This window comes from Geomonas diazotrophica (assembly GCF_019063885.1).
GTDB classification, from domain to species: Bacteria; Desulfobacterota; Desulfuromonadia; order Geobacterales; family Geobacteraceae; genus Geomonas; species Geomonas diazotrophica.
In genome coordinates this window covers 1,719,309-1,744,359 of sequence record NZ_CP077684.1, presented here as the reverse complement: position 1 = coordinate 1,744,359, position 25,051 = coordinate 1,719,309, and the positions used below count along the sequence as shown (strand labels likewise).

Genomic DNA, 25,051 nt, shown 5'->3' with positions numbered 1-25,051 from the left:
CTCCACTCGATGTCGGGCTTCAACCGCTTCCCGTGCCAGCGGCGTGATTCCTTTCGGCTTCGCTCAGGCCCGGTCTTCCTTGTCGTCCTGGACTGCGGGCTGCACGTTGGGATACTTCTCCATGAGGTACCGGTATTCGGGCACGTTCCTGACGAAGATGTTGGTCACCTTGTCCGCGTAGATCAGTTTCCAGTTCGGGTCGATCAGCAGGTGGCGCGAAAGGACCGTATCCGCAGGGAAAATGATCCACGACATCCGGTATTTTTCCAGTATCGTTTCCCACCCCTGCCTGAAAGTGATCACCTTGAAGTATTCCTTCAGCCTATCGGCGCCGTACATATCGAGCCTGCCGTCGATGAACACCTTGTAGGCCGGCGCCGCCCCGTAGATCAGGCAATCCCCGAATTCGTCGTTGTTGAACATGTTGCCCGGAATCTGCTCACGTTTCAGGAACTCGATGGCGGCCATCGGCTTGATCTTTGGGTCGAACTGAAAATGGATCCGTCCCGAGCCGGCCAAGATTACCACGGCCGCAACCGTCACCAGGGGCCACAGGTACCCCCAGGTGCAGGAATCGATGGAGGCGATGTTCGTCGACCTCTGTTTGAGGAAGCGGGCGAAACCGGACTCGGAGTCGTTGAGCACCAGGGTCAGCCTCTTGGAGACGATGGGCGCGACGATGATGCCAAAGAGCGGAATGTACCGGGCCGAGAAGAGCGACATGTGGGTAAAGAGAAGGACCAGAATGATCTCCACCGGGTTCAGCTTGTACCTGGACAGCCCCACCGTGGCCAGCAGCACGAAAAGGAGCAGCTCGAAGTATTTGATGTAGTACTCGTGGAAATTGGGCGACAGGAACTCGGAGACGCCGTCCATCAGGGCCTTTGACGAGGTGAGTTGGAACGGGAACAGCAGGAGATGGAACCCGTGAGGGTTGACAGCGCTTGCCGCGATGCAGGCGACTATGGCCAGACCAAGGGGGCGCAGTCGGCGCAGGCTCTCATCCCTTTTCTCCCCGCGCCCAAAGAAGGCGTCCAGGGCGTTGCCGAGGAAATACGCGCCCAGCAGGATGAAGCCCCCCATGAAGCCGCCGTGCAGGTTGGCCCACGGGATCATGATCAAAGGCAGCAGGAAGAGGTGGTTCTTCCCCTGGTATTGGTACTGGTCCAGGATGTAGTACCAGGCGACCATGATGACCAGCGAGAAGACGTGCGGCCTGGCCAGCCAGTGCAGTTGAGCGGCGCCGCCCACCAGGAGAACGACGAAGAGGCAAACCAGGATGTCTCCCTCGGCGCGAATCATCTTGAAGAGCAGGAAACAGGAGAGCGCCAGGAAAAAGGCGAAGAAGATGACCACGCCGGTGAGCCCGGAGGCCTGGTGAATCAGCGCCATGATCACCTCGGAGAGCCATTCGTGGGCCGTCCAGGGAAGCGGGGGCGAGAGGAAGGAAAACATGTCCTGGTGTGGGATAGTGTGGGTCCTGAGCATGTACTCGCCCGCGCGGATATGGTAGCCGGTGTCGCCGTCGTTGAGTAGCTTCTTGCCGGAGTACAGCGCGATGAGCAGGAAGAGGGCGATGAAGAGGAAGTCGCCGATGGACGGAAGCAGGAAGCTCTTTTTGTTGTCGCAGTTGCTCAATCGGTACCACCTTTAGCAGTTATCATGGCGGGAGCAGCCCCCGCACTACGCCGCCACCGCCCGGACCAGCATCTGTTTCCCCAACGGCTTGAAGGGAAGCCTCAAATAGAGACGAATCAGAAACGGTGACACGGGCAAAGCGGACTTGACGGTCAGGGGGAGGAAACGGGGAGCGCAGTGGATGACCCTGAAGCCGTGACAGGCGAGGAAGTCGCTGAGGCTGCGGTCTGTGTACACGGTCCTGTGGCTGAAATCGTCGAAATATTCCCGGTAGGCGAAACGGTAGTTGGGCTGAAGGAGGTTCAGGGTCCCCCCAGGGGTGAGCTTGTCGCGAAGCTGGTCCAGCGTCCGGGCAAAATCGTCCTGGTCCATGTGCTCGAAAAGGTTGCTGGCGAATGCGAAGTCGACCGAGCGCTCAGGAATCCGGCTCAGGTCGGTGGCGCTGCCGACGATGGTTTCAACGCCGGGAGCCGCGTGCTGCGGCATCCCTTCCCATAGATCGAGGGCGATGCGCCGGGCGCAGCGGACGTGGTTGATGAAATGACAGTACCCTGCCCCCAGTTCCAGCACGCAGGCCTGCTCGGGGATCAGGGGCTGGAAGTACGCGTCGCAGAGCGTTTTCCAGAGCAGGTCCCTGCGCTGGTCATAGGGGAGGCGTATCTCGTGGTAGCTCTTTATCATGCTCACAGCCGTTTTCTCCATCCGAAGACGATGCCGAGTATCATGCGGGTTCCCACCTTCAGCGCCTTCCAGTTGCTGGAGTTGCCCCCCTTGCTGAAGCCGACCCGGTCGTGGAAGGTGATCGGGCATTCCACGACGGCAAGCCCCTGTGCCAGCGCCGTGTCCAGCAGGTGGGCGTTGAACTCGAGGTTGATCGATGGGTTCAGGTAAGGCAAAAGGCGCTCGAGCGGACGGTTGCGGCACAGTTTGTAGGTGGTCCCCACGTCCGTGAAGGTCCCTCTGCCCAGGTGCTTCACCTCGAGAAGCTTCCCGGCGAAAAAATTGCCGTAGTACATGAAGGTGCTCAACTGGGTGCGCTGCTCCCGCAGTTGCTCGCTTATGCGCGTGCCGTTGACCAGGTCCGCGTGCGGCAGGTAGGCCAGGAACTTGTCGATGTCGTAGGCCCTGAAGGTCATGTCCCCTTCGCACAAAAGGGTGAGATCGGTATCGGTGTAGCGAAGTCCCTCGCGCAGGGCGCGATAGACGCAGCTGCCGTACCCCGGTACCGGCTCGTGCACCACGATGGCGCCGGCCTTCCGGGCGACTTCGGCGGTACGGTCGATGCTGTTGTTATCCACGACGACGACGCGCTGTACCAGCGGATGCGCGGCGAAGTCCTCCACGGCCATCCCTATGCTCAACTCGTCGTTGAAGGCGGTGAGGACGACGGTGAGGCTCTTCTCCCGGGAAGGCGCCCAGCGCACGATACGGTCATTGCGCTTGTAGGGGAGCAGCACGAAGAGATCGCACAGGATAAGGATGAGGCCGGCGACAACCGGCATGCCGCTGTACCAGACAATCCGGTCCACCACCCAAAGCCACTGGCCGTCGACCTGCAGCAACAACCTGAAGAAACCGAGCAGCACGCCGGTCAGGTAGACCGCCAGCCCCAAGCCGGCGACGAGCAACCCGTAGAGGAAGGCGGGGAACCTGGAGAGCCCCCGGGCGACGGTGCTGGCGGAGTTGCAGTCTCTCATTTGCGCCTGAACAGGAACCACTGGTTGGACTCGGCGGCGAGTCGGAAACGTGCTTGCAGCCCCGGCTGATAAATTCTCATCAACCCCTCGTGCATCCGTCCCGGCGCCGCCGGTCGTTTCGGCACCATGACGATGTCGGCGTCCCCGAAGAACCTCTGGTCGGAGGGGCGGTGGCTGTCGCTGAAGGTGTAATTGTAAGCGATCGCGGCCATGCCTCCCCTTGGCTCCGGCCTTCCCAGGGCGTACGGGAAGGGATTCATCATGTCCATGGTCAGGACCCGATCGGAGGATACCGAATTCAGCCGCAGCAGGCGCATGCCGTCGTTCACCGATTCGACGTATCGCCTCCCGTTACTGTCTGGTTCCGCAGGATCGTCGTAGAGCAAAAGGCTCTCCAGGCGCGCTTCGGTGAAGCGTGCCACGGAGCCGAGGTCCGAGGGAGCGGCCTTGCGCACCAAGCCGTAGGCAAGGCCGGTAAGCTGCGTGCAAAAGGACACCAGGAAGAACGCGGTCCCTATCAGGAGGGTGCTCTTCGCCCCGAGAGACACCGGTGTCGCCTCTCCCCTACCGGACATGCCGTTGCAGGCCCGGACGTCGACAGCCACCCAGAGGGCGTAGATCGCGGTAAGCGGCAATTCCGAATACTGCTGGTTGCTGCATAAAAGGAGCATATCGACGGCGAACACGAAACAGCCCTGCAGGACCCCGTGGACCAGGCGCCCCCCGGTTCCCGCCCCACCCTTGGCACGGACACTCTGGATGATCAACAGGAGCACGAACAGAAGGTACATGGCGTTGAGGGAAAACTTGCGGCCCAGTTCGGCATAGCTGAAGCTTTTCGCCCGCGCACCGGCGGCTATGTCCAGGTCCCTGAGAATCGCGCCGAGGTCGAACTGGAGGTACGCCAGGAAGGCGAGGGTCGCCAGGATGAAACCAGCGGCGATACCGGCTAGGCGCTGTTTGACTACGCCCCCCCTCCACAGAAAAGACGCGCCGATCAGAAGGAGCGCCGCAGCGAAGTAATTCGCCTTCAGGAACAGGGTAAAAGCGGCGACCGCTCCCGTGGATACGCCACCGAGCAGTTCCGCACGACTCCCCCGGAGAAGGCCGTCACCCCAGGGCAACGCCTCGATCATCAGTACGCCGAGCAGCGCGTAGCCGTAGCGGTTGTAAAACATGGCGTGGCTCGAGTTGAGCGGGCCCCACCCAAGCGAGTACGGGGAGACTACCAGCAGTGCCAGGTAGAGGCAGACCAGGAACCTGGGCCAGTACGGCACCGTGTCACGGCACAGCAGATAGCCCCAGACCCCGGCGATGCAGGCGAACATCGCGTTGCCGTAACCTATGGCATCGACGGAGTGCTGGGCCGCCGCCATGCCGGCCCCGACCACCAGGAAGGAAAGCGGTCCCCAGGGGCTCGTGAAATCGAGGTGCGGGCGCTGCCCCGTGAATACCCGCCAGCCGTTGTCGAGCAGGAAAAAGATGTCGTGTCCGAACTTGCGGGTGGGAACGGCGCCGATGTAGACCGCGGCCGCACAGATACCGACCAGGAAGAGCAGAAACAACAAAAGCTGGCGAGGAGTGCCGCCGCGGGGGGCGCTGCTGGGACAGTTCATAGGGATCAACGTTCACCGCCAAAGTGGCGCAACCACATCGATAAATTATTCCTTATAAGGCATGATCTTCCGCAGCATAGGTGACATCCCCTCGCCCCTCAGCGAGAGGGCCATGATGAGGGAGTTGCCCAAAGGGCAAGATAACAGCATCCGGCAGTGCCCTCACCCGCCCTTCGGGCACCCTCTCCCGGGGGGAGAGGGGGACTGGCGGGAGGGGAGGCGGCGAGCCCCCGCCCCCTCAGCATTCAGGCGATCTCGATCCTGTTGCCGACGACGGTTGCCGACGGGTCCAGCGTGCCGGCCGGCAGCTCGAGCACGCTGGACGCCTTGGGGTGGAAGCCGGATACACGGTTGGGGGCGAGCGTGACGAGCGCCACCACCCGCAGTTCCCCGTCCAGAAAGGCGACGTCTATCGGGAATTTCATCCCGAAGGTATGGACGCTTTTGCAGGGCTTGATCCAAAGCCCCTGTCCCGGCGGGAGTTCCTCCCTGCCGAGCAGCCCCTTAAGCCTCGCCAGGAAGCTCTCCGCGACGCAGACCGTCCGGGCCAGTTCTCTGCCCGAAGTGTGGTCTATTGCCCTCATCTAGTCGAAGATCTTTTCCGGCAGAAACAGGCGCACCCCGACCGTGCCGACGAAACTGTTGGGGTTGTATTCCTGCGGTGTGCTCTTGATGTTCCCGGCAGGGGCAAAGACCCCCTTCAGTTCGGCGGTGAGAGCGACCCCCCTGGTGGCAAAGTAATCAACGCCCGCACTGACGTGCCCGCCGGTAGTCCACTCCAGGCCGTACCTGCGGTCGGCCACGTTGGTGAATTTCCCCTTGATGAAATCGACCCCGGCTCCGAGGTAAGGGACCAGGGGCTTTTCCGGGGTGAAGCGGTACTGCAGTCCCAGCGAGATGTCGGTCATGGACGCCTCGCCGACCTTCGCACCTGCCGCCTCCACGCGGAGGGTCGGTACCTGCATGATGTCGACTTCGGCGGCTACGTTCTTGCCGATGCCGTAGATGATGCCCCCGCCTGCGGCAAGGCCGGTGTTGGTGTCTTCGACCCCGGTGATGAAGTCGTCCTGCACCGGCATCAGGAAGCCGACCTTGCCGGTCAGGCCGATCCTGCCGTCGATGCCGGTTGCCATGGCGGTTCCTGCAGTGAGAGTTGCGATGACAACCATCAAGAAGATAATTCTGCGCATCATGCCTCCTCTACGACATTGAAGAAAATTAAAGGGTACCCGCCGGAGGGCCGTGTGGCTCCTCCGGATTGGAATCTATCGCTTACGGTGAAGCCTGACTCAGGGACGCAATGAACCCGCCATAGGACAGCATGGAGATTCCGTCGACGGTCGCAGACGCCTCGTAGATCACGGACTCGGCGTTGTATCCCCCCGGTCCGGGAGCCGCCAATGAGACGTTGCAGGTAAATATGGCCATACCGTGATCGTCCGTCGTAACCTGGATTTGCAGCGGATCAATGCCGGGGAAGACAACCTTGGTTCCAGGCAACGGCGGGACCAACTCAATTACGGTATCCGCGTTCCTGCCGGTATTGGATATCTTAATCGACACGGCGACATTGGGGCGGGGAATGCCGTTGTTGTCAAGCACCTGCAAGGGCACCAATTGCTTGAAAGTGTATGGCCCTGCTGCAGTGGCAGGAAGGTCCGCGCTAAGAGTATTGAGTGTACCGTCAGGATCCGTTGCCGACTTCGAGGTGAGGAAGTTTATCACGTAGCTGTTCTGACGCACGACCTCGACAGTGTGATAAGCGATTACCACGGTGTTGTTGACCGTAGTGGTTGATTTCACGATGATGACCGAGCTGGAGGTGGTGTTTCCTGACTTAACGCGGCAGACGGCATTACCGAGGGAATCGGTAAGTACGGAGTAAGGTGTTACGACGGCGTTGCCGGAGAAGTCGACGATGCTCCCCTGAGTTCCCAGGATCTCGAAGGTCACTTCGTTATTTTGCACCGGCTTCGGGGGAGACTGCATGTCCGTGACTGTTGCGGTCAGTATGACGTCGCTGTTGATGCCAACGGATTGCTTGTCGCTTGCCAGCGTCAACCTGATGATGGACGCGGAGAACGGTTGCGTGGTGATCTGCACGGGGGCGATCGCGGTGACCACGGTGCCGTCGATGGTGGCCGAGGCCTGCAGAATGACGGCAGACGTGGAAGCGGGGTTCAGGGCGCGGATGCGGGCGAGCCCCTTGCCGAGGGAGTCGGTGACGGCCGTGGCGGTGATGACCGCTGCCTCTCCCGAGGCGACACTGAAAGCGACCGTCTGACCCACCACCGGGTTGGCACCGGAATCCTTCAGCAATACTTGGACGAAGAATTCCTCGTTGTTGTCAACGACCTGCTTGCTGGCCGCCATGGTCATCGTGTAGTTGACGGTCGAGATGGTGGTCGGCACCACCTGGAAGGGGATGTTGGCCACGACCGCGCTCCCGCTCACCGTGGCGGTCGCCTCGACGATGACGTTGGAGACGGCGGCGGGATTGCCGGCCTTGACTATGGTAGTGGCCTGGCCGTTGGAATCGGTGACCGAATTCGCGATCACCATGGATGCCGGTCCAGCGGCAACCCGGAAGGCGACCGGAAGGTTCGCTATCGGGTTGTTGGAGGCGTCCTTGGCCGTGGCGACGATCACCTGCTCCTGGTTGGGGCTCACCGCGAGCGTGGTCATACTGAGGGACAGCCTGGTGCTGTTGAGGTTGCCATCGGCGGGCGAAACCTGGAAATTGCCGTAGCCCACCACGTTCTTGCTGTTCACCGTCGAAGCCCCCTGGACGATGACGTTGGTTGTGACCGCGGTGGCGCCGGTCCTGACAAAGGCCAGGGCAATGCCGTTGGAGTCGGTCCTGGCCGAAGTCGTCACCGCCGTCGCCGGGCCTGCCGTGATGGAGAAGTTCACGGTCTGGTTGGCGATTGGCGTGTTCGAGGCGTCCTTCAGGACCGCAGTGGCGATCAGCTGTTCGTTGGCAAACGCCGCTGATTTGGCGGGAGTGATTGTGAGGCTGTAGGGGGGTGTACCGGGCGTTGTGCCACCGACAGTCCCGCCGGGATTAAACGGGTCGGCGCTGCCGCTGGAATTTGAGCCGCATCCGGTCAGCGCCAGCATCAACACCGGCAATAGTATCCAAGCCACCTTATAAAAATATCGCATGCCCCCTCCTCATATTGAACGAGCTGATAGCAAAGTTTTGTTACTTCTTGCAGAGCCTGGAATAGATGAGAGCCAGTTCGACCGCGATCACCATCAAAATAGCGCTGTTTAAATCGAAGTGCATGACTTGCCTCCTTGGTTGTGGTGCAACGGATTATTTGAAAAGTGTCTTACTGATCTGGACGTAGGCCGGCCCGAGGATCACGACGAGAAGAGCCGGAAAAACGAACAGGATGAGCGGAAAGATCATCTTGATCGTGGTCTTGGCGGCGGCCTCCTCGGCCAGCTGCCGTCTCTTGGTGCGCAGGGTGTCGGCGTGAACGGTGAGGGCCTGGCTCAGGCTGGTGCCAAACCTCTCGGTCTGCGCCAGCATGGTGACGAACGACTTGACGTCGTCTACCATGGTCCGCTCCGCCATGTCCTTGAGCGACTCGATGCGCGGCTTCCCCGCCCTGGTCTCCATGCTTGCCACCTTGATTTCCATGGCGAGCGGGTCCTTGGCGAACTGGGGGACCTCCGTCGTCTTGATAAGCGCCGCATCCATGCTGAGCCCGGCGTCCACGCATACGGTGAGCAGGTCGAGTATGTCCGGAAGGGTGTGAAAGATCTTCAACTTCCGCTCGTTGTACTGGCGCATCAGCCAGTAGCTGGGCGCCAGGTAGCCGACTATGACCAGCATTATCGTCACCAGGAGCATCATCCTGTTCAGCTCCAGCCCCTTGGCCATGACGTATAAAACCACGAAGGCGCCCGGGAGAAGTACGGCGAGCAGGATCTTGCAGCCGAAGAAAACGAAGAGGCTCTCCCGCTTGTACCCGGCCGCCACCAGGAGCTTCGTGTACTTCCCCTGCTCCTTAGGCGACAGTTTCAGGGACCTGCCCAATTGCCCCAGCTGGTCGTACCATTTGGGCGTTTCGGAAACCAGCTCGACTTTGCTCACTTCCTGCACTTCGAACTTATCGAGCCTGCCCTGGACCACGCTGCGTCGCGACAGGTACGGGTAGATAGCGGCTACGGTGAGTAGCACGATGGCGATGAACACGGCTGCGGTTATTGCTAAAACCATGGTCGCCCCCTAAATCCTTATCCTGATGATCTTCCTGATGACCAGGAACCCGATGATCTGAAGGAACACCGCCAGCGCAAGCACGTACTGCCCCTGTGTTTCCTTGTAGAGCAGCGACTCGTACCTGTGATTCAGGATGTTGAACACCACGAAGGTGAATGCCGGCAAAACGCCAAGGACGTACCCGGTCATGCGCCCCTGCGCGGTGTAGACCCGGACCTGCCTGCGTATCTTGAGCCTTTCGCGGATGGTCTTGGCGAGGTTTTCAAGGATTTCAGACAGGTTGCCGCCCACGTCGTTGTTGATGGCGATGGCGGTGGTGAAGAACCTGAGATCGAGGCTTTCGATGCGCTCGTTCAGGTTGGTGAGAGTCTCGGTTATCCTGAGACCGAGCAGCTGCTGCTCGTAGGCCGTCTTGAAGAGCTCGCCCACGGGATCCTGGATCTCCTCCCCCACCAGCTGGATGGCGCTGGTAAAGGAGTGCCCGGCGCGCAGCGAGCGCGAAATCATGGTGAGGGCGTCGGGAAACAGTTCGGTGAATTTCTCCAGCCGCTGCCTGATCTTGAAGGAGAGGAAGGCAAAGGGGAGCAGCGATATCATCACCGCGCCGGCCAAGGCTACCAGAAAGGACTTGGACAGCAGCACGATGCAGATGAAGCCGATCACGGTAACCGCCGCGGACAGCATGACAAAGCGGGAGGCGGTCACATCGAGCCCGGCATAATCGAGCTTCTTGTCCAGGTCCCGCGTAAGCGGCACTTTGGCCAGGATCCGGTCCAGGGGCGGGATCTCCCTGATGATCTCCGTGCGCAAATCTTCCGGCATCCCCTGGGCGCCGGTGTCCCTGGCCAGACGCTGCAGGCGCCTTTTGAGCTCGTACTTAGGAGACCTCGTCACCGAAGTAACCCCGAAGTAAATGGCCAGCAACAGGAAGAATACGGCCAGGAAAGTGACGATGATTATGGGTAGCATTGGATCACCCGCCTCTAGTTCTCGAAGATGCCTTGGGGAAGCTCGAAACCGTAGACCCTGAAGCGCTCGGCGAAGGTGGGCCTCACCCCGGTGGCCCGGTAGCTGCCGATCACCCTGCCGTCCTTGTCTATACCCTTTTGATCGAAGACGAAGACGTCGTGCATGACGATGGTGTTACCCTCCATGCCGGTGATCTCCGAGAGTTTGACGACCTTCCTGGTCCCGTCCGAAAACCTGACCAACTGGACCACGACGTTTAGCGCCGCGGCCACCTGTTCGCGGATGGCGCGCTCCGGCAGGTCCATGCCGGCCATCAGCACCATGGTCTCGATGCGGGCAAGGGCGTCGCGGGTGGTGTTGGCATGGACGGTGGAGATGGAACCGTCGTGACCGGTGTTCATGGCCTGGAGCATGTCCAGCGCCTCGCCGCCGCGGATCTCGCCCAGGATGATCCGGTCGGGGCGCATCCTGAGGGCGTTGCGCACCAGGTCGCGCTGGGTCACTTCCCCCCTCCCCTCGATGTTGGGGGGACGGGTCTCCAGGCGGACCACGTGTTCCTGCTTCAGATGCAGTTCGGCCGAGTCCTCGATGGTGACGACGCGCTCGTCATGGGGGATGTACTCGGACAGCACGTTCAGCATCGTGGTCTTACCGGTGCCGGTACCGCCGGAGACCAGGATGTTCAGCCTGGTCCGAACCGCCCCCTCCAGGATCTTCTCCATGCGGGGGTCCAGGGTGCCCAGGTTGAGCAGATCGCTCATCTTGAGTGGATCCTGCCCGAAACGCCGAATGGAGAGCACCGGCCCGTCCAGGGCCAGCGGCGGGATGATGGCGTTGACGCGGGAGCCGTCGGGAAGCCTCGCGTCGACGTAGGGAGAAGACTCGTCGATGCGCCTGCCCACCTTGGATACGATGCGTTCGATGATCTGCAGAAGGTGCGCGTTGTCCTTGAAGCAGACGTCGCTCTTTACCAGCTTGCCGAAGCGCTCGACGTAGACCTGGGAGCTCTTGTTCACAAGGATGTCGGAAATGTGCGGGTCAGCCAGCAGGGGCTCCAGCGGTCCCAGACCGAACGTCTCGTGCTGGATCTCCACGACCAGACGGTCACGCTCGAACTGGTTCAGGGGAACCCCTTCCTCGATGATCAGGTTCTCGATGACGAAACCGATCTCACGGTTGAGCTCGTTGGCACCCAACAGGTCGAGCTTTGCCAGGTCCAGGCGCTCGATGAGACGGCGATGGATGCGGCTTTTCAGGTCCTGGAAAAAGTCCTGGTCGTTGATGGTACCGGGAATCTGAAATGGGTCGTTCGGCATGGATCACACCTCTTTAGCGGCGGGCGGAGCGGCGGCGACAGCTGGCTGACCTGCTCCGGTTGCCGGCGGGGGGCTGCAGTGGCAGTCGCCCCACGTTGCGTGTTAGTGTTTTGCCACCAGTTCGGCCAGGCCCAGGATCGCCTTGCTGACCGGGGACCCCGGGGAGAATTTCACGACCGGCATCCCCTTGTTGATGGAATTGACCACATCGAGGTAATCGTTGGGTATGGTCTGGAAAACGGTATGCCCGAGCACCTTTTCGGCGTCCTTTACCTGGATGTCGGCCTTGGGCAGGTACCGGTTCACGACCAGCTTCAGCCGGTCCTTACGGAGCCCCTTCCTCTCCATGGCGCTGAGGTAGCGCTTGCTGTTTTTGAGGGCGGGCAGGCTCAAGGCGGTGGTGAACAGGATCAGGTCAGACGACTCGAAGATGGACATGTTGCAGCCGGACAGCGGCCCGCCACAGTCGACCACGACGTAGGTGAACACCCCTCTCAAAAATGTGAGGATGCGGTGCACCTGCTCGGGAGTGATGGAGATGGCATCGTCGACCTCGTTTGGTTCGGTGAGCACGAAGGGGCCGGAGGGATGCCTGGTCATTACCGTCATCAGGAAGTTGGCGTCCAACCGGTCTATGTTGCTGGTGACGCTGCTCAGGGTGTAATTGGGGCTGACATCGAGGAAGGTGCTGATGTCGCCGGAGTAGAGGTTGAGATCGACGAGGGCCACTTTCACCCCTTCCGAGGCGAGGCTGGCGGCAAGGTTTACCGCGACCGTCGTGGTCCCCATCCCTCCGGTCGGGTAGTAGACCGAAACGATCTTCCCCCTTGGGGGCTCCTCGGTCTTGGAGAAGATGAAGCGTCCCACCTTCTGCAGGGCGAGCTTCAACTCGTCCTGGGTCAGGGGGCGCAGCATGTACTCGACGGCACCGGCGCGCATGAGCGACAGGATCCAGTCGGAACTCTTCTCCGAGGAGCTGACGATCACCGAGGTCCGGGGGAACTTCGAGGTGATGTGCTGCACCTCCTGCATGCCGCGCTGGATGTCGCTCACCTCGAGGACGACCACGTTGGGCGAGCTCTTCTCGATGACCCTAAGGCCTGCGCTGAAGCTGTCCACCGAGCCGACAATGCTGATCGTTTCCGAAAACGGCTTCAGCGTCGCCTCGATGGATTCCCTGGCGGATGGGTCGCTGTCTATGATGGCTAAACTGATGCGTGGAGACATAGCTGGTCTTTTTCCTTTTGATTCTCGGTACTTTATTTCACCAGGGTCGCCTTGTCGCCAAGGAAACTGGCGGTGGAACACCCCTGGCAGTCGATCCTTTGTATCTCGGCGTAGGCCTCTCCCCCCCCGGCGGTGGTCTTCACGTCTATGACGTCGATCTCGGCGTACTCCACCAGCTTGGTGAAGCTCTCCCCCCATGAAACCGAGGAGGGGCAGACCTCGAATATGGGCACCAGGACGGTCCAGATTTTCGTGCTGGGGTCTCTGGCTGCCAGATAGGCGTCACGCAGGATATCGATGGTCTTGCCCAGACCGTTGTTGGTCCAGAGGGTCTCGCCGCAAAGGCCCAGCGGGATTTCGTGATCGGGATCGTTGATGAGCTTGGCAACGGTGCCGTTAGGGCCAAGCTCGGTCGCCTTCGAGGTGGCCGAAAACTCGGTCCACCCTACCGTGTACAACGCGTTGGGGACACCTGTCGGGTCGACGGCCTTGGTCTGGTTGAAGTACACCTTGAAGGGGAAAGTGGTAACCGAGCACAGGCTCTGGCAGAGGACGATGGGGGCCGATGGCTTGGGGGGCCTGCAGGCGACCGCCTCTGCCCTGGCTGCCATCGTGTCCCAGTTCACCACCTGAGCGAAAAAGGTATCCACCGGCTTGTTGTCGGTGCTGATCCCCGTGCCCGCCTCCGAGGTCCTGCGCGTCATGACCTTCACGGCGTTGGCGACCTTGCCGATGGGGACCACGGGGAGCAGTTTCCTCGTCTTCTTGTCCCAGTACCCCACCACTATGTCGCCGTTGACGCTGTTGGTGTCGTTCAGGTCGACCTTGACCGTTTCACCGGCGGCCTTGTTGCGCTCGGTAAACTGCTTGGCGGTCTGCCGGGCGACCGTGACGTTGGGCAACTGCGACACGCCGGCAAGGGCGCCGGCATCGGCGGCATTTTGCAGCTGTCCCTTGGTCAGGTACATGTGCCCCATGTCCACCGCAAGACCGACGAAAGCGAACAGGACCACTATCATCAGCGCGATGTAGACCAGTGCGAACCCCTTCTGGCCGCTCTTTCTTACTCTCCTAAAGGCATCCATGACAGTTCCTTCTCCTGCTCAGGAGTAAGCTTCTTGTCAGTCGGCAGTTCGGTCTTTACCCCCTGCAGAGTGGGTTTAACGAGCTTGGGCGTTATGAAGAAGACGAGTTCCTTCTCGGTGATGTCTTTGCTGCTGGAACGGAACAAGGCCCCCAGGATCGGGATGTCACCCAGCAGGGGGATCTTGGACATGTTTTTCACCTCCTCCTCCTGCAGCAGTCCCGCGAGTATCAAGCTCTCGCCATCCCGGAGCTCCACGCTGGTTTCGACGGTCCTTGAGTCGATGATGGGATAGCCGTTGACCGGCAGGAACCCCTGGATGCTGCTCACCTCGGCGGGGTTAATCTTCAGGGAGATCATGCCGTTCTCCATGACCTCGGGCTTGAACTTCAGCTTGATGCCGATGGGCTCGTACTTGATGCTCGTGGTGGCCTGCCCGTTGGTGCTCTCGATGATGGCGATGGGGACCTTGCTCCCCGCGAGGAAGTTCCCCTCCTGGTTGCTCTTGACCAGCAGGTTCGGTTCAGCCAGCACCTTGGCGAGTCCCTTGGAGCTCAGGGCCTGGAGCACGGAGGAGATGCCGGCGGGGAAGTAGGAGATGCCGGCCTGGAAGGTGTCCAGCGAGGTAAAGCTGCCGATGCCGCTGCCGGTTCCGACCGCCTTGCCGTCGGGCCCGGCGATGAGGTTGGAAAAACCCTCTGCCGTATTCCCCTTGACCAGGAAGCTTATCCCCAGCTTCTTCAGGGAGGTCTTGTCCACCTGGGCGACCTTCACCTGGAGCAGCACCTGCTGCGGCTCGTTGACCGTGATGTTGTTGATGACCTTGGCGGAGAATGCCTTGGCTAAATCCTGGGCCTTGCTCCTGGTCTGGTCGTTGGCGACGTTGCCCGAGAGCACCACGGTGTCGTTGGCGTACTGGACCTCGATGGTGTCATGGGGCGCCATGTCCTTCAGCTGGCTCTGGATCGTTTCGCGGTCTCCGACCACCCTGAGGTCGAAGAAGGTCGGCACGGGGCGCTCGTCCCCCTCCCCCCTGGTCCAGATGATCATGCTGGTGCTACCAATGCTGATCCCGTCCAGCTTCAGCACGTATTCCGAGAGCACCTCGGGCACCACGAACTTGTTGGTGTTCCCCGTGTCGGTCTCCGAGGTTCTCTTTCGCACCGCGCTGGCGGGCACCACGTTGGAGGCGTCGGCGGTGCCGGGCCTCGCCATGGCAACGGTCTCCTCGACGTCCTTTTCCTTGGCCTCCTTTTTGGTGTTGGCCAGGGTCACCAGCACGATCTTCTTGTTCTGGCTCTTGAAGTCCACCAGGATGCTCTTATAAAGTCCAACCTCCAGAGGTACGCCGGCGTTTGCCGCCGTCACACATGCACAGGTCACCAACAACGCCCAGGCCAGCAACTGCAGTTGTTTTTTCAGGACGATTATCATCAAAGCACCTCATTCGTGAGCTATGTGTCAGCCGATCTATTGAAGAACGAATTCCTTGGTGGTACGCACGCCACCGTCTATCAGCGTCACCGTGTGGCTGGAGCGCGCCGCGGGCGCCTGGGGCCTTGGGGCCGCTTCGGCGCGCGGCTTCTTGACCGCCGGCCGCTTCACTGCAACCTTGGCCACCTTGGCCGGTTTCGGGGCGGCCGCGGGTGCCGGCGTCGCGGCAGGGGGCGGGGCCGAACCGGAAAGCACTCTCGCGATGGTCGCTCCTCTCGCGTCGGTCGGCCCGGTGTCCGCAATGTTCCGCAACAGCAGCTGCAAGGAGCCCCTGCTCGCACCGAGGACGAGCCTCTCCGAGTCGTCGGGGGAGAGGTCGAGGGTGACGGTTGGAACAACCACCGGCTTTCCTTCCTTTTGTTCGGTTATCTGGCCAGTGGCGAGAACGGGTACGTTCTGCAGGATGATCTTGCTGATTTTCTCGGATTGGACGCCCGGAATGGGTGTGGTGAGCACGACGTCGACGCGGTCGTTGGGGGTGATGAATCCCGCCACCCCGGCAACTTCGTTGACGGCAACCGTCACGGCGCGGTGGCCCAGGGGAATGATGTAGGTCATAAAGCCCGACCCCTGCGCGCCCGCCTTGGGTTTGAGCTTTTGCTCCGTGACCGCGTCCCCCTTGGAGATGGCGCGGATGGCAACACGTCCGATCAGGGGCTTGGGATCCAGGGAACTCCCCGGCGGAATGCTGTCCTTGGGCCAGGAGGTGACTTTCAGCTGAGGCTGACCTATCGTGGCGCCGATCGGTATGTCGGCGGCGGCAACGACGATCTGCTGTGGCTGAACCGCTTTGGTCTTGTCCATCTCCCCTTGCAGGTAATGGAAGGTGAGCCAGGCTGCAATTCCTGCAAATACCAGAGCAAGTATCGCAACGACGATCACTGCCTTGGGTCGAGTCATAGCACCTCCTGAAAGTAACCAAAACTATTCATAACGCATCGAAGCTTGAGCCGTGATCAGGTTCGTAATGGGGATGAGCAGAGGAAGCACGGCCTCGAACTTGTCCCAAGTCAGCGTGATGGTAACACTGTCGCCGCTGCTCAGACCCGCCGGAGCAGCCAGTTCGGTGTACGCAATGTCGACAACGACTTCGTTTTTGGGAATGCCGTTGAAGAGCGAGTTGCAGATGCTGCGGTAGACGACCCCGTTGGAGGCAGCGTACTCGCTGTCGGTACAACTCATGGTATGGGTGACGCCGGTCGCCGCCATCCCGTCCGGGTGGAGCGTGGCGTCGAACTTGGGGGTAACGGCTGCGGCACGGGCGCCGGCACGCGCCGCATTGTTGATGGTGTTTTTAAAGTAGAGAAAACGGCCAAACTCAAACAGCCCCATGATCAACAGTATCAAAAGGGGGAGTATTATTGCGGTCTCAACAATCGCCTGTCCTTTTTGATTTTTCATTGTTTTTTCCTAAACTATTTGCCGCGCCATCTTTATTACTATTGGTATTCTTTTATACAATGCAACACAGATGTCAAGCAATCTAATACAAAAAAAGGAGAATCTTTACCCCTGAGAGATTAACTCTCAGCAAAAAAGATTCTCCCTATACAACAAAAGTACAAGCTAAACCTGAAAGCCAAATGGGCGCCTACTGAGTCAGCGCGCTATTCACCGTACTGAAGGCCTCGCAGGTCTTGTGTCCCAGCGCCGTCATTATGACGATGACCACGATGGCGATCAGAACGAGGATGAGGGCGTACTCGACAAGACCCTGGCCCTTCTGGCTTTTCAGGTTTTCGACGCCAGAAAGCAGGTGCAGGTAAAACATTTTGATCCAGTCACTCATGACACGTCTCCTTTTCGATTGAGATAACCCAGCACACAGGCTAAGGCGGCGCTGCTAATCATTTACCGGCGTTTTGCACGCTGGAGTTCACTGTCTCATATGTGTTGTTGAGCTGCTGACCGAAGGCCACCAGCATCAAGAAGATCACCATGGTTATCAGCACCAGCAACAGCGCGTACTCGACGAGCCCCTGCCCACTATGGTTGCCAATGCGCGAGCACGAGCCAATTACAAGTTTTTTAAGTTTATGCATAGACGGTCACAGAGGTCCTGAGATAGCACTGGCAAGTCACCCTGCCACATTTATAATTTAATTATTAATAACTGTCAACAGCACAACCGATCACAAATAAGATTATTATTCTATAATTTTTCAGCACGCCCTATGACTACAAATTAGCATCTTATAATAAATTGCAATTTTCCTAGTTCAGTTATTTATCAGCACGATGCGTGCCGCATCTTCCCTCTGTGAGAGTGATCTCTTAAATTCCGTCTGATTACTGTCAATTAGCGGATTGGGAACGGCCGGGGGATACGACGCTGAACCGGAAAACGCCGGGGAGGTGTAAAGATTGTGTAAAGCTGCCTGTAAAGGAAGTGTAAAGGGGCGACGCTGCCGGGGAAAGCTACTTCATGTTGTCTATGTTGATCCCGTGCTTCTTGATCAGGGCGTACATACTGGGACGGCTGATGTTCAGCTGGCGGGCGGCCCGGGCGATGACGTAGCCGTTTTGTTCCAGCACCTTGATGACGTAATCCTTCTGGGTCGCCCCGGGCTTAGAGTCGGCTTCCGGGACAGGGGCAGGATCCCCCTGGTCGAGTTCCATGCACTCCGGGTCGACCACCCTCCCCGTTGCCATTAAAAAGCCCCTGCGCACCTTGTTCTCCAGTTCCCTGACGTTACCCGGCCAGGGATGGTTGCGGATCGCGTCCAGGGCCTCGTCGGAGAACTCCATGTGCCGGTTCTCGCTGCGGGAGAACTTTTCCAGGAAGTGCCTGGCCAGGCGCACCTTGTCCTCCCCCCTTTCCCGCAGGGGGGGGAGCTTGATGGTGAAGGAGTTGAGCCGGTAGAAGAGGTCGGTGCGGAACTGCCCATGAGCCATGGCCCGCTGCAGGTCGCAGTTGGTGGCCGCCACGATCCTCACGTCTATCTTCCTCGAGTGCGCCGACCCCACCGGCTGAACCAGCCGGTCCTCGAGAAAGCGCAACAGCTTCGCCTGCAGGCTTGCCGGAAGGTCTCCGATCTCGTCGAGAAAGAGGGTGCCGCCGTCGGCGGACTCGAACTTCCCCTTCTTGGTGGCGTAGGCCCCGGTGAAGGCCCCCTTCTCGTAACCGAACAGCTCGGCCTCCAGCAGGGTCTCGGGAATGGCGGCGCAGTTCACCGCGACGAAGGGGCCGTCCCTGCGCGAGCTGAGATGGTGCAGGGACCTGGCGGTCAGCTCCTTGCCGGTCCCGCTTTCCCCGAGAAGCAGCACGCTCATTTCCGTGGGAGCCACCTTCCTGACCATGGAGAACACGGAAAGCATCCCCTGGGAGGTGCCCAAGAACTCCTTGTCGGGGGAGCGGTGCTGCACCTTCAGGAGCTTGGCGTCTACAAACTGGATGATCTTCTGGATGTGCTCGAGGTTGAGCCTGCTCAAGCGGATGTTGAGGCGCTGCGCAAAGGTGTTCTCGATGTGCCGTTCGAGGTAGTTCTTCTTGGAGAAGTTGAGGTAGAGGCTGCACTTGTCGCAGGACCCTTCCCTGGAATCGTCAGGATGGCCGCAGTAGGGGCAGGAATCGGTCGGGGGCAGGTTGTCCCTGATGTGCTCCCAAAGGGCCTGCATGGTGTCCTGGTCGGAGTAGAACAGGCGGACTGCGGCCCCATCTTTACCCTGCCGCACCAGTTTTGCCAGCAGCTCCACCTCCCCCTTGCCCGGAAGGACGGGCTTGATGGCGAAAATTTCGCTCAGCTGGGTGGAAAGACCGACCACCAGGGCGCCGCTCAGGCTGAGTTCCCTGACGGTCACCCGCTCTTCTGGTCTGCCCTCCCGTGCTATGTAGCAAACATTGGAGTCAAGATGCGTGCGGACTCTGACATCAAGTCTCGCCATGCTGCCTCCCAGGAGAACCAGCAACTTCGCTGGACTCTTTAGTTAAAATATGACAATACTATAGACTGACCGAAACGCTTAGACAAGGACAAACTTTCTGGCATAGCGGTCACGCAGGTTCTTTACATGACGAAGTTTTGAGGTAAATCTTACCACGAAGCTACGCATATGACAGTCACGGGGGGCACAATGTTCATTCTGGGGGAAAAGCTGGTTAAGGAAAACATCATTACCCAGTCACAACTTGACGAGGCCCTTGACCGGCAGCGCCGGCTGGGAGGGAGACTGGGGCAGAACCTCGTCGCCCTGGGCCACGTCACCGAAGCGGACATCAGGAAGCAGTACCAGAAGAATCCACCTCCCCCGAAGTGTGTCGAGGACACCGGGCTCGACCTTTCCTTCCTCACGGACCTCGTCCTGAAGCACATCGTCTTCATGGGGGAATTCCGCATGGGGGACGTGGTGGACCGGATCAAGCTCCCCATCACCATCGTGAACCGGGCGCTGGAGGTGCTGAAGCGGGAGAAGTTCGTCGAGATCAAGGGGGCCACGAGCTACGCGTCGGCCACCTACAGCTTCAAGGTCACCGAAGCCGGGCAAAAGCGCAGCCTGGAGCTGATGGACCTGTGCCGCTACGCCGGCCCGGCGCCGGTAACCCTCGACGAGTACCAGGCCATGGTCGAGTTGCAGACCGTGAAGTTCATCACCATCAGCGACCAGACCCTGAGGGAGGCCTTTTCCCACCTGGTCTGCCGGGAGGACCTGTTCCGGCGCCTGGGCCCCGCGATCACCTCGGGCCAGACGGTCTTCATCTACGGCCCTCCCGGCAACGGCAAGACCGCGATAGCAGAGGCGGTGGGGCGCGTCCCCACGGACTTCATCTACGTACCCTACGCCATCGACGTCGGCGGCCAGATCATCAGCGTCTTCGACCCGGTGAACCACATCCCGGTCCCCCCCGCACTGCTTCCCGAATACGTGGATCAGCGCTGGGTACTCGTGCGCAGGCCGGTGGTCATGGTCGGGGGTGAGCTCACCATGAGGATGCTCGACCTCGATTTCAACCGCATCTCCAAGTACTACGAGGCCTCGCTGCAGTTGAAGGCCAATAACGGCATCTTCATCCTGGACGACTTCGGCAGGCAGCAGATAGAGCCGCGCGACATCCTGAACCGCTGGATCGTCCCCCTGGACCGGCACATCGACTTCATGACCCTGCACACCGGAATGAAGTTCGCCGTCCCCTTCGACATGCTGGTGATCTTCGCGACCAACCTCGACCCCGCCCAGCTTTTGGACGAGGCGTTCCTGCGCAGGATCAGGTACAAGGTGGAGATAGACCGTCCCACCGAACCGGAGTACCAGAGGATCTTCAAGATGGTCTGCGACTCCAACGAGGTGCCGTTCAACCAGGAGGCCTACGACTACCTGATCAGTTACTGTTACAAGCAGTACGGCGCCATTCCAAATGCCTGTCACCCGCGCGATCTCATAGAGCAGATCATCGTTGAGTCGCGTTACCACGACCGACCGGCCAAACTCACCAAGGAAAGTATTGAGATGGCATGCGCCAATTATTTTGTTAGAATGGAGACATAAGCAAGCTGCGTCACCTTGAATGTCCATTTTCTGGAGGGGTTCGACACACAGCAGTAGTGGCATCCATTGTCATCCACACCGGTCCGGTCATCTGCCAATGCTGATTTCAGTATGAGAGGATGCCATTACGGGGGAGAGACGGCGATGTTGGTACGCGTAGTGTACGACGAGTTCCAGACAGGAAAGGTGCACGACCACCTTCTCGACACACTGATCATGCAGGGGAAGATCCTGGGGTTCTTCCGCTCCGACGGCTACGTCCGCGTTGGTCACGATCCGGTGAGGGGTTCGGGTGGGACGTATGCCGGGCATGACCGCAGGCGCATCCTGAAGGCCGCGTAAGCGTCCAGACTGCCTGTCACCGGTGCAAAATTTCCTTCGTCACGTCACCGATCCGGCGCTGCCACAGCGGCAGATGCCAAGGGGACGTCTATCCGTCAGGCATCCTTCATGCCCCCCCTCTTCCTGCCGCGCTGTCGCTGCATTTCTTCTCACCTTTAGCTTTTCGCCGGATCCAACCAAGGCACATCCCCCCGCCCCACTTCGCAATGGGTGATTCCGGTTCGCGTGCATTTTGCTCTTCGCCGGCACCTACCAGATATCTTTCCCGAGAATTGCGGCCGTCCCTACCCCCCCTTCTGAAACACCCCCAATCGCCTCTCCGGCAGAGTCTTTTTTTGTCGCCATTGTTGACACCTCGACAACATGAGTTAGATTTAATCATCCTAATTATAAAAAACACATAAAGCCCTTAATCACCTCGCCAGAGGGGTGACGGGCGCGTCCAACGCGGCTGTTGGCGACGTTCCCGCGGCCGCGGCTGGCACATATCCTTCCGCTTTCACAGCATTTATCCAACTAACGGCACCGAGATCGAGAAGACGACCATGATTTCCCACGCGCTCACCATTGTAATGAACGAACTGAACAAGCATCTTCATGATGTCTACAACTCGGTAGATGCGGTGAGTCTCGGCAACGTTTCAGACATCGTCGCCACCGGCGGCAGCGGCACCATTTCGCGCGACAAGTTGTACCTCTCCGCGGTCAACGTGAAGGAGGAGAAGACGCTCAAGAACCTCCCCAATTACGTGCGCGACGAGGCCGCCTTGAAGGCGAGCTACCAGAACCCGCCCGTCTTCCTGAACTTCCTGATCCTGATGACGGCGACCCACACCGACTACATCAACGCGCTCTCGGTTCTCTCCAGGGCGATCCGCTTCTTCCAGTTCAAGAACGTCTTCACCGAGACCACGGTCGACTCCGCCTCGATCACGACGTCGAGCGTTCCCATCAACCCCTTGGATCAGCTGCAGACCTTCAAGCTGATCTTCGACATCTACTCGCCGACGCTTGAGGAGGTGAACCACCTCTGGGGCACCCTGGGAGGAAAGCAGTACCCCTTTATCCTCTACATCATGCGCATGCTCGACCTGAAGTTCGCCTTCGAGGAGAACGAGCAGAGCCTGATCCTCGAGGTGGAGCGCAACATCCATCACAAACCGGCGGTAACGGTATAACCCGTACTCGAACCATCAAAGCCTCGTGAGCTCAAAAGGAGGGAGACGAACATGGCCACACTGTACAAGACACCGGGAGTTTACATCGAAGAGATCCCCAAGTTTCCCCCTTCCGTAGCTCCGGTCGAAACCGCCATACCGGCTTTCATCGGCTACACGGAAAGGGCCGACGATGTCACCCCCGGCGACCTCACCTTGAAACCGACGCGCATCTCCTCCCTGGTCGAGTACGAAAAGTACTTCGGCGGCGCGCAGAAGGAACAGGACATCAACGTGGACGTGCAAGAAACGCAGGTAAACGGCGTCACCACCGATCTGAAGGCGACGGCGAGCCTCACCGAGGCGGCCCGCTCCAAGCACGTCATGTACTACGCCATGCAGATGTTCTTCGCCAACGGCGGAGGTCCCTGCTACATCGTCTCGGTCGCCCCCTACAAGTCGACCTTCGGCGGCGCCCTGGTGGAGACGGAACTGAAGGCCGGTCTCGACGCCCTGGTGAAAAAGGACGAGCCCACCCTGATCGTCTTCCCCGAGGCTCAGAGCCTCTCCATCGCCGACTTCAAGGCACTGCACGACTCAGCACTCGCCCAATGCGCCAATCTGAAGGACCGCTTCGTGATCATGGACCTGCACGGCGACTCCATTTCCCTGTCCGACCCCGACGCGAACCTTTTGAACGCGGTGAACAACTTCCGCAGTAACGGCATCGGGACCAACAACCTGAAGTACGGGGCGGTCTACGCACCGAACATCGACACCATCCTCGACTTTTTGTACGACGACAGCGCGGTCGACGTGACCATCACGACCAACGGTTCCGCCGCTGCTCCGGTGAAACTGGACACGCTGAAGGGGGCCAACAACAGGGTTTACGAGCAGGCCCGGGCCGCCATCACGGACATGGCCTGCCGGCTCCCCCCCTCTTCGACCATGGCCGGCATCTACGCGGCGGTAGACAACGCACGCGGGGTGTGGAAGGCGCCGGCCAACGTGAGCGTCAACTCGGTGATCCAGCCGACCATCCAGTTCTCGAACGTGGAGCAGGATCAGATGAACGTCGACCCGGTGGCTGGGAAGTCGGTGAACGCGATCCGCGCCTTCACCGGCAAGGGGACCCTGGTCTGGGGTGCGCGTACGCTCTCCGGCAACGACAACGAGTGGCGCTACGTGAACGTGCGCCGGCTCTTCAATTTCGTGGAGGAATCGGTGAAGCGGGCCACCGAGCCCTTCGTCTTCGAGTCCAACGACGCCAACACCTGGGTGCGCGTGCAGGGGATGGTGGAGAACTTCCTGACCGTGATCTGGCGCCAGGGAGCGCTGCAGGGGGTGAAGCCGGAGCACGCCTTCTTCGTCGCGGTGGGGTTGGGCAAGACCATGACCGCCATCGACATCCTGGAGGGGCGCATGATCGTGGAGGTGGGGCTGGCCGCAGTGCGTCCCGCCGAGTTCATCATCTTCAGGTTCTCGCACAAGATGGCGGAGTCGTAGAGCGCTTCTCCCCCTGTAGCCTATACCCTCGCCCTCCGGGAGAGGGTGGCCGAAGGCCGGGTGAGGGAGAAGCCACGAAGGGAGTGCAGTGCCAGTTGCAGCGCCCTCACCCCAACCCTCTCCCAGAGGGAGAGGGGGGAGGAAGGAGCGCCCTCACCCCAGCCCTCTCCAAGAGGGAGAGGGGGCGAGAGGCGGACAAGCCCGGCTCCTGTCTCTATGGGAGTGGGGCAAACATCGGAAACCGAATTATTTGGATAAAGGAGGCAATCATGGCGCAAGAGTATCCGTTACCGCGGTTCCATTTCCAGGTCGACTGGGGCGGGGCCAAGATAAGTTTCACCGAGGTTACCGGCCTGGTCATGGAGCGTGAAAAGATAGAGTACCGGCACAGCGACAGCAGGGATTTCAACAAGATCGCCATGCCGGGCCTGGTGAAGAACAACAACATCAGCTTAAAGCGCGGCAAGTTCGAGAAGGACTTCGACTACAACGCCTGGCTCGAGGAAGTGGCCAACGAACGGGTCGACAAGAGGCGCGACATCATCATCCGGCTCCTGAACGAGAAGCACGAGCCGGTGGCGGCCTGGACGGCGACCCGCTGCTTCCCGGTCAAGGTCACAGCTCCCGACCTGAAATCGGACGCCAACGAAGCCGCCATCGAGACCCTCGAGGTCGCCCACGAAGGGCTCAAGCTGATGAAGGTCTAGGACCGGGGCCATGGTCGACTACTACCCCCCGTGGGGCTTCTATTTCCGGGTCGAGTTCGGCATCAGCAGGGACAAGAACGACGTCCGTTTCCAGATGGTCTCCGGGCTCTCGGTCGAATACGACACCGAGGAGTACAAGGAGGGTGGGGAGAACCGCTTCACCCACAAGCTCCCGGTGCGCACCAAGTACGCCGACCTGGTGCTGAAGCGCGGCATGCTGACCGACTCGGAGGTGATCAAGTGGTTCCTGCGCGCATTCCGGGACCGGGATTTCGAGCCGACGGACCTGAACGTCATCCTGATGAACGAGAAGGGAGAGCCGCTGAAGACATGGCGGGTGTCGCACGCGACCCCCAGGAAGTGGCAGGTGAGCGATCTGAATTCGGGGGAGAACGCGCTGGTGATCGAGACTCTGGAGTTGACGTACCGGTACTTTACGGTCGCTTGAACATCAATGCCGTTTGGCTGTGAGCGAGCTGACTGCCCCCTTTGCGGGAGGTTCTTCGAGCGCGGAGGAGTTGGAGAGTTCGTTGTCCACGCAGCGATGAACGCGAACTTACGCCCCCCCCCTTTTGCG

Annotated in this window: 24 protein-coding genes; 6 read left to right on the top strand and 18 right to left on the bottom strand. The window is 60.0% G+C overall.

Annotated features, from left to right (window positions below; translation table 11 throughout):
• Positions 1–63 precede the first annotated feature (63 nt).
• From KP003_RS07615 to KP003_RS07530, 18 genes are all read right to left on the bottom strand, one after another.
• The gene (locus KP003_RS07615) at positions 64–1,638 is read right to left on the bottom strand and encodes a hypothetical protein (RefSeq protein WP_217300561.1); all 1,575 of its coding nucleotides are present in this window, start codon (positions 1,636–1,638) and stop codon (positions 64–66) included.
• A 45-nt stretch (positions 1,639–1,683) separates the two neighbouring features.
• The gene (locus KP003_RS07610) at positions 1,684–2,319 is read right to left on the bottom strand and encodes a class I SAM-dependent methyltransferase (RefSeq protein WP_239027660.1); all 636 of its coding nucleotides are present in this window, start codon (positions 2,317–2,319) and stop codon (positions 1,684–1,686) included.
• Positions 2,320–2,321: 2 nt separating this feature from the next.
• Positions 2,322–3,335 carry a glycosyltransferase family 2 protein gene (locus KP003_RS07605; RefSeq protein WP_217300559.1) on the bottom strand — a complete coding sequence of 338 codons (1,014 nt, stop codon included), beginning with the start codon at positions 3,333–3,335 and terminating at the stop codon, positions 2,322–2,324.
• Positions 3,332–4,951 carry a DUF2339 domain-containing protein gene (locus KP003_RS07600; protein WP_216791376.1) on the bottom strand — a complete coding sequence of 540 codons (1,620 nt, stop codon included), beginning with the start codon at positions 4,949–4,951 and terminating at the stop codon, positions 3,332–3,334. Before KP003_RS07600 ends, KP003_RS07605 begins: the two co-directional genes overlap by 4 nt.
• A 245-nt stretch (positions 4,952–5,196) precedes the next feature.
• Complete coding sequence (locus KP003_RS07595; protein ID WP_216498117.1) at positions 5,197–5,535, bottom strand: DUF192 domain-containing protein; 339 nt, start codon at positions 5,533–5,535, stop codon at positions 5,197–5,199.
• Positions 5,536–6,141 (bottom strand): outer membrane beta-barrel protein, encoded by a 606-nt coding sequence (locus tag KP003_RS07590; protein WP_216791375.1) that lies wholly within the window; start codon positions 6,139–6,141, stop codon positions 5,536–5,538.
• 82 nt (positions 6,142–6,223) lie between these two features.
• Positions 6,224–8,116, bottom strand: a complete 1,893-nt coding sequence (locus tag KP003_RS07585) for an Ig-like domain-containing protein (protein ID WP_216791373.1) — start codon at positions 8,114–8,116, stop codon at positions 6,224–6,226.
• Positions 8,117–8,270: 154 nt separating this feature from the next.
• Positions 8,271–9,182, bottom strand: a complete 912-nt coding sequence (locus KP003_RS07580; RefSeq protein WP_216498121.1) for a type II secretion system F family protein — start codon at positions 9,180–9,182, stop codon at positions 8,271–8,273.
• A gap of 9 nt (positions 9,183–9,191) precedes the next feature.
• Positions 9,192–10,154, bottom strand: a complete 963-nt coding sequence (locus KP003_RS07575; protein ID WP_216791371.1) for a type II secretion system F family protein — start codon at positions 10,152–10,154, stop codon at positions 9,192–9,194.
• Between the two features lie 14 nt (positions 10,155–10,168).
• Positions 10,169–11,470, bottom strand: coding sequence for a TadA family conjugal transfer-associated ATPase (locus KP003_RS07570; RefSeq protein ID WP_216791369.1), 1,302 nt, complete (start codon positions 11,468–11,470; stop codon positions 10,169–10,171).
• 102 nt (positions 11,471–11,572) lie between these two features.
• A complete protein-coding gene (locus KP003_RS07565; protein ID WP_216791367.1) occupies positions 11,573–12,697 on the bottom strand; it encodes a CpaE/TadZ family protein in 1,125 nt (374 codons plus the stop codon).
• 32 nt (positions 12,698–12,729) lie between these two features.
• Complete coding sequence (locus KP003_RS07560) at positions 12,730–13,782, bottom strand: pilus assembly protein TadG-related protein (RefSeq protein WP_216791366.1); 1,053 nt, start codon at positions 13,780–13,782, stop codon at positions 12,730–12,732.
• Complete coding sequence (locus KP003_RS07555) at positions 13,761–15,215, bottom strand: type II and III secretion system protein family protein (RefSeq protein WP_216791925.1); 1,455 nt, start codon at positions 15,213–15,215, stop codon at positions 13,761–13,763. The genes KP003_RS07560 and KP003_RS07555 overlap by 22 nt, the downstream gene beginning before the upstream one ends.
• A gap of 36 nt (positions 15,216–15,251) precedes the next feature.
• Entirely contained in the window at positions 15,252–16,175 is a 924-nt protein-coding gene (gene cpaB / locus KP003_RS07550; protein WP_216791364.1) for a Flp pilus assembly protein CpaB, read from the bottom strand.
• 24 nt (positions 16,176–16,199) lie between these two features.
• Positions 16,200–16,676 (bottom strand): TadE/TadG family type IV pilus assembly protein, encoded by a 477-nt coding sequence (locus KP003_RS07545; protein WP_216791362.1) that lies wholly within the window; start codon positions 16,674–16,676, stop codon positions 16,200–16,202.
• Between the two features lie 190 nt (positions 16,677–16,866).
• Complete coding sequence (locus KP003_RS07540; RefSeq protein ID WP_239027629.1) at positions 16,867–17,064, bottom strand: Flp family type IVb pilin; 198 nt, start codon at positions 17,062–17,064, stop codon at positions 16,867–16,869.
• A 58-nt stretch (positions 17,065–17,122) separates the two neighbouring features.
• On the bottom strand, positions 17,123–17,317 hold the full coding sequence (locus KP003_RS07535) for a hypothetical protein (RefSeq protein ID WP_216791360.1): 195 nt from the start codon (positions 17,315–17,317) through the stop codon (positions 17,123–17,125).
• Positions 17,318–17,693: 376 nt separating this feature from the next.
• Entirely contained in the window at positions 17,694–19,160 is a 1,467-nt protein-coding gene (locus KP003_RS07530; protein ID WP_217300558.1) for a sigma-54 interaction domain-containing protein, read from the bottom strand.
• A 189-nt stretch (positions 19,161–19,349) separates the two neighbouring features.
• On the opposite strand from KP003_RS07530, the gene KP003_RS07525 reads away from it, so the two are divergent.
• The 6 genes from KP003_RS07525 to KP003_RS07500 all read left to right on the top strand — a co-directional run bounded on the left by KP003_RS07525 (position 19,350) and on the right by KP003_RS07500 (position 24,922).
• Positions 19,350–20,759, top strand: a complete 1,410-nt coding sequence (locus KP003_RS07525) for a DUF8689 domain-containing protein (protein WP_216791356.1) — start codon at positions 19,350–19,352, stop codon at positions 20,757–20,759.
• Between the two features lie 144 nt (positions 20,760–20,903).
• Positions 20,904–21,101, top strand: a complete 198-nt coding sequence (locus KP003_RS07520) for a GSU3473 family protein (protein ID WP_216791355.1) — start codon at positions 20,904–20,906, stop codon at positions 21,099–21,101.
• A 545-nt stretch (positions 21,102–21,646) separates the two neighbouring features.
• The gene (locus KP003_RS07515) at positions 21,647–22,279 is read left to right on the top strand and encodes a Pvc16 family protein (RefSeq protein WP_216791353.1); all 633 of its coding nucleotides are present in this window, start codon (positions 21,647–21,649) and stop codon (positions 22,277–22,279) included.
• 51 nt (positions 22,280–22,330) lie between these two features.
• On the top strand, positions 22,331–23,767 hold the full coding sequence (locus KP003_RS07510) for a phage tail sheath family protein (protein WP_217300557.1): 1,437 nt from the start codon (positions 22,331–22,333) through the stop codon (positions 23,765–23,767).
• A gap of 269 nt (positions 23,768–24,036) precedes the next feature.
• On the top strand, positions 24,037–24,474 hold the full coding sequence (locus tag KP003_RS07505) for a phage tail protein (protein WP_239027628.1): 438 nt from the start codon (positions 24,037–24,039) through the stop codon (positions 24,472–24,474).
• A 10-nt stretch (positions 24,475–24,484) separates the two neighbouring features.
• The gene (locus tag KP003_RS07500; protein ID WP_216791349.1) at positions 24,485–24,922 is read left to right on the top strand and encodes a phage tail protein; all 438 of its coding nucleotides are present in this window, start codon (positions 24,485–24,487) and stop codon (positions 24,920–24,922) included.
• Positions 24,923–25,051: the final 129 nt, after the last annotated feature.

What these genes read in the sequence shown, in the direction of transcription:
- KP003_RS07595 (WP_216498117.1), bottom strand. Translation starts at nt 5,535, where the DNA reads ATGAGGGCAATAGACCACACTTCGGGCAGAGAACTGGCCCGGACGGTC.
- KP003_RS07535 (WP_216791360.1), bottom strand. Translation starts at nt 17,317, where the DNA reads ATGCATAAACTTAAAAAACTTGTAATTGGCTCGTGCTCGCGCATTGGC.
- KP003_RS07565 (WP_216791367.1), bottom strand. Translation starts at nt 12,697, where the DNA reads ATGTCTCCACGCATCAGTTTAGCCATCATAGACAGCGACCCATCCGCC.
- KP003_RS07525 (WP_216791356.1), top strand. Translation starts at nt 19,350, where the DNA reads ATGTTCATTCTGGGGGAAAAGCTGGTTAAGGAAAACATCATTACCCAG.
- KP003_RS07530 (WP_217300558.1), bottom strand. Translation starts at nt 19,160, where the DNA reads ATGGCGAGACTTGATGTCAGAGTCCGCACGCATCTTGACTCCAATGTT.
- KP003_RS07545 (WP_216791362.1), bottom strand. Translation starts at nt 16,676, where the DNA reads ATGAAAAATCAAAAAGGACAGGCGATTGTTGAGACCGCAATAATACTC.
- KP003_RS07600 (WP_216791376.1), bottom strand. Translation starts at nt 4,951, where the DNA reads ATGAACTGTCCCAGCAGCGCCCCCCGCGGCGGCACTCCTCGCCAGCTT.
- KP003_RS07555 (WP_216791925.1), bottom strand. Translation starts at nt 15,215, where the DNA reads ATGATAATCGTCCTGAAAAAACAACTGCAGTTGCTGGCCTGGGCGTTG.
- KP003_RS07605 (WP_217300559.1), bottom strand. Translation starts at nt 3,335, where the DNA reads ATGAGAGACTGCAACTCCGCCAGCACCGTCGCCCGGGGGCTCTCCAGG.
- KP003_RS07540 (WP_239027629.1), bottom strand. Translation starts at nt 17,064, where the DNA reads ATGAGTGACTGGATCAAAATGTTTTACCTGCACCTGCTTTCTGGCGTC.
- KP003_RS07515 (WP_216791353.1), top strand. Translation starts at nt 21,647, where the DNA reads ATGATTTCCCACGCGCTCACCATTGTAATGAACGAACTGAACAAGCAT.
- KP003_RS07580 (WP_216498121.1), bottom strand. Translation starts at nt 9,182, where the DNA reads ATGGTTTTAGCAATAACCGCAGCCGTGTTCATCGCCATCGTGCTACTC.
- KP003_RS07520 (WP_216791355.1), top strand. Translation starts at nt 20,904, where the DNA reads ATGTTGGTACGCGTAGTGTACGACGAGTTCCAGACAGGAAAGGTGCAC.
- KP003_RS07560 (WP_216791366.1), bottom strand. Translation starts at nt 13,782, where the DNA reads ATGGATGCCTTTAGGAGAGTAAGAAAGAGCGGCCAGAAGGGGTTCGCA.
- KP003_RS07510 (WP_217300557.1), top strand. Translation starts at nt 22,331, where the DNA reads ATGGCCACACTGTACAAGACACCGGGAGTTTACATCGAAGAGATCCCC.
- KP003_RS07505 (WP_239027628.1), top strand. Translation starts at nt 24,037, where the DNA reads ATGGCGCAAGAGTATCCGTTACCGCGGTTCCATTTCCAGGTCGACTGG.
- cpaB (WP_216791364.1), bottom strand. Translation starts at nt 16,175, where the DNA reads ATGACTCGACCCAAGGCAGTGATCGTCGTTGCGATACTTGCTCTGGTA.
- KP003_RS07575 (WP_216791371.1), bottom strand. Translation starts at nt 10,154, where the DNA reads ATGCTACCCATAATCATCGTCACTTTCCTGGCCGTATTCTTCCTGTTG.
- KP003_RS07500 (WP_216791349.1), top strand. Translation starts at nt 24,485, where the DNA reads ATGGTCGACTACTACCCCCCGTGGGGCTTCTATTTCCGGGTCGAGTTC.
- KP003_RS07585 (WP_216791373.1), bottom strand. Translation starts at nt 8,116, where the DNA reads ATGCGATATTTTTATAAGGTGGCTTGGATACTATTGCCGGTGTTGATG.
- KP003_RS07610 (WP_239027660.1), bottom strand. Translation starts at nt 2,319, where the DNA reads ATGATAAAGAGCTACCACGAGATACGCCTCCCCTATGACCAGCGCAGG.
- KP003_RS07570 (WP_216791369.1), bottom strand. Translation starts at nt 11,470, where the DNA reads ATGCCGAACGACCCATTTCAGATTCCCGGTACCATCAACGACCAGGAC.
- KP003_RS07590 (WP_216791375.1), bottom strand. Translation starts at nt 6,141, where the DNA reads ATGCGCAGAATTATCTTCTTGATGGTTGTCATCGCAACTCTCACTGCA.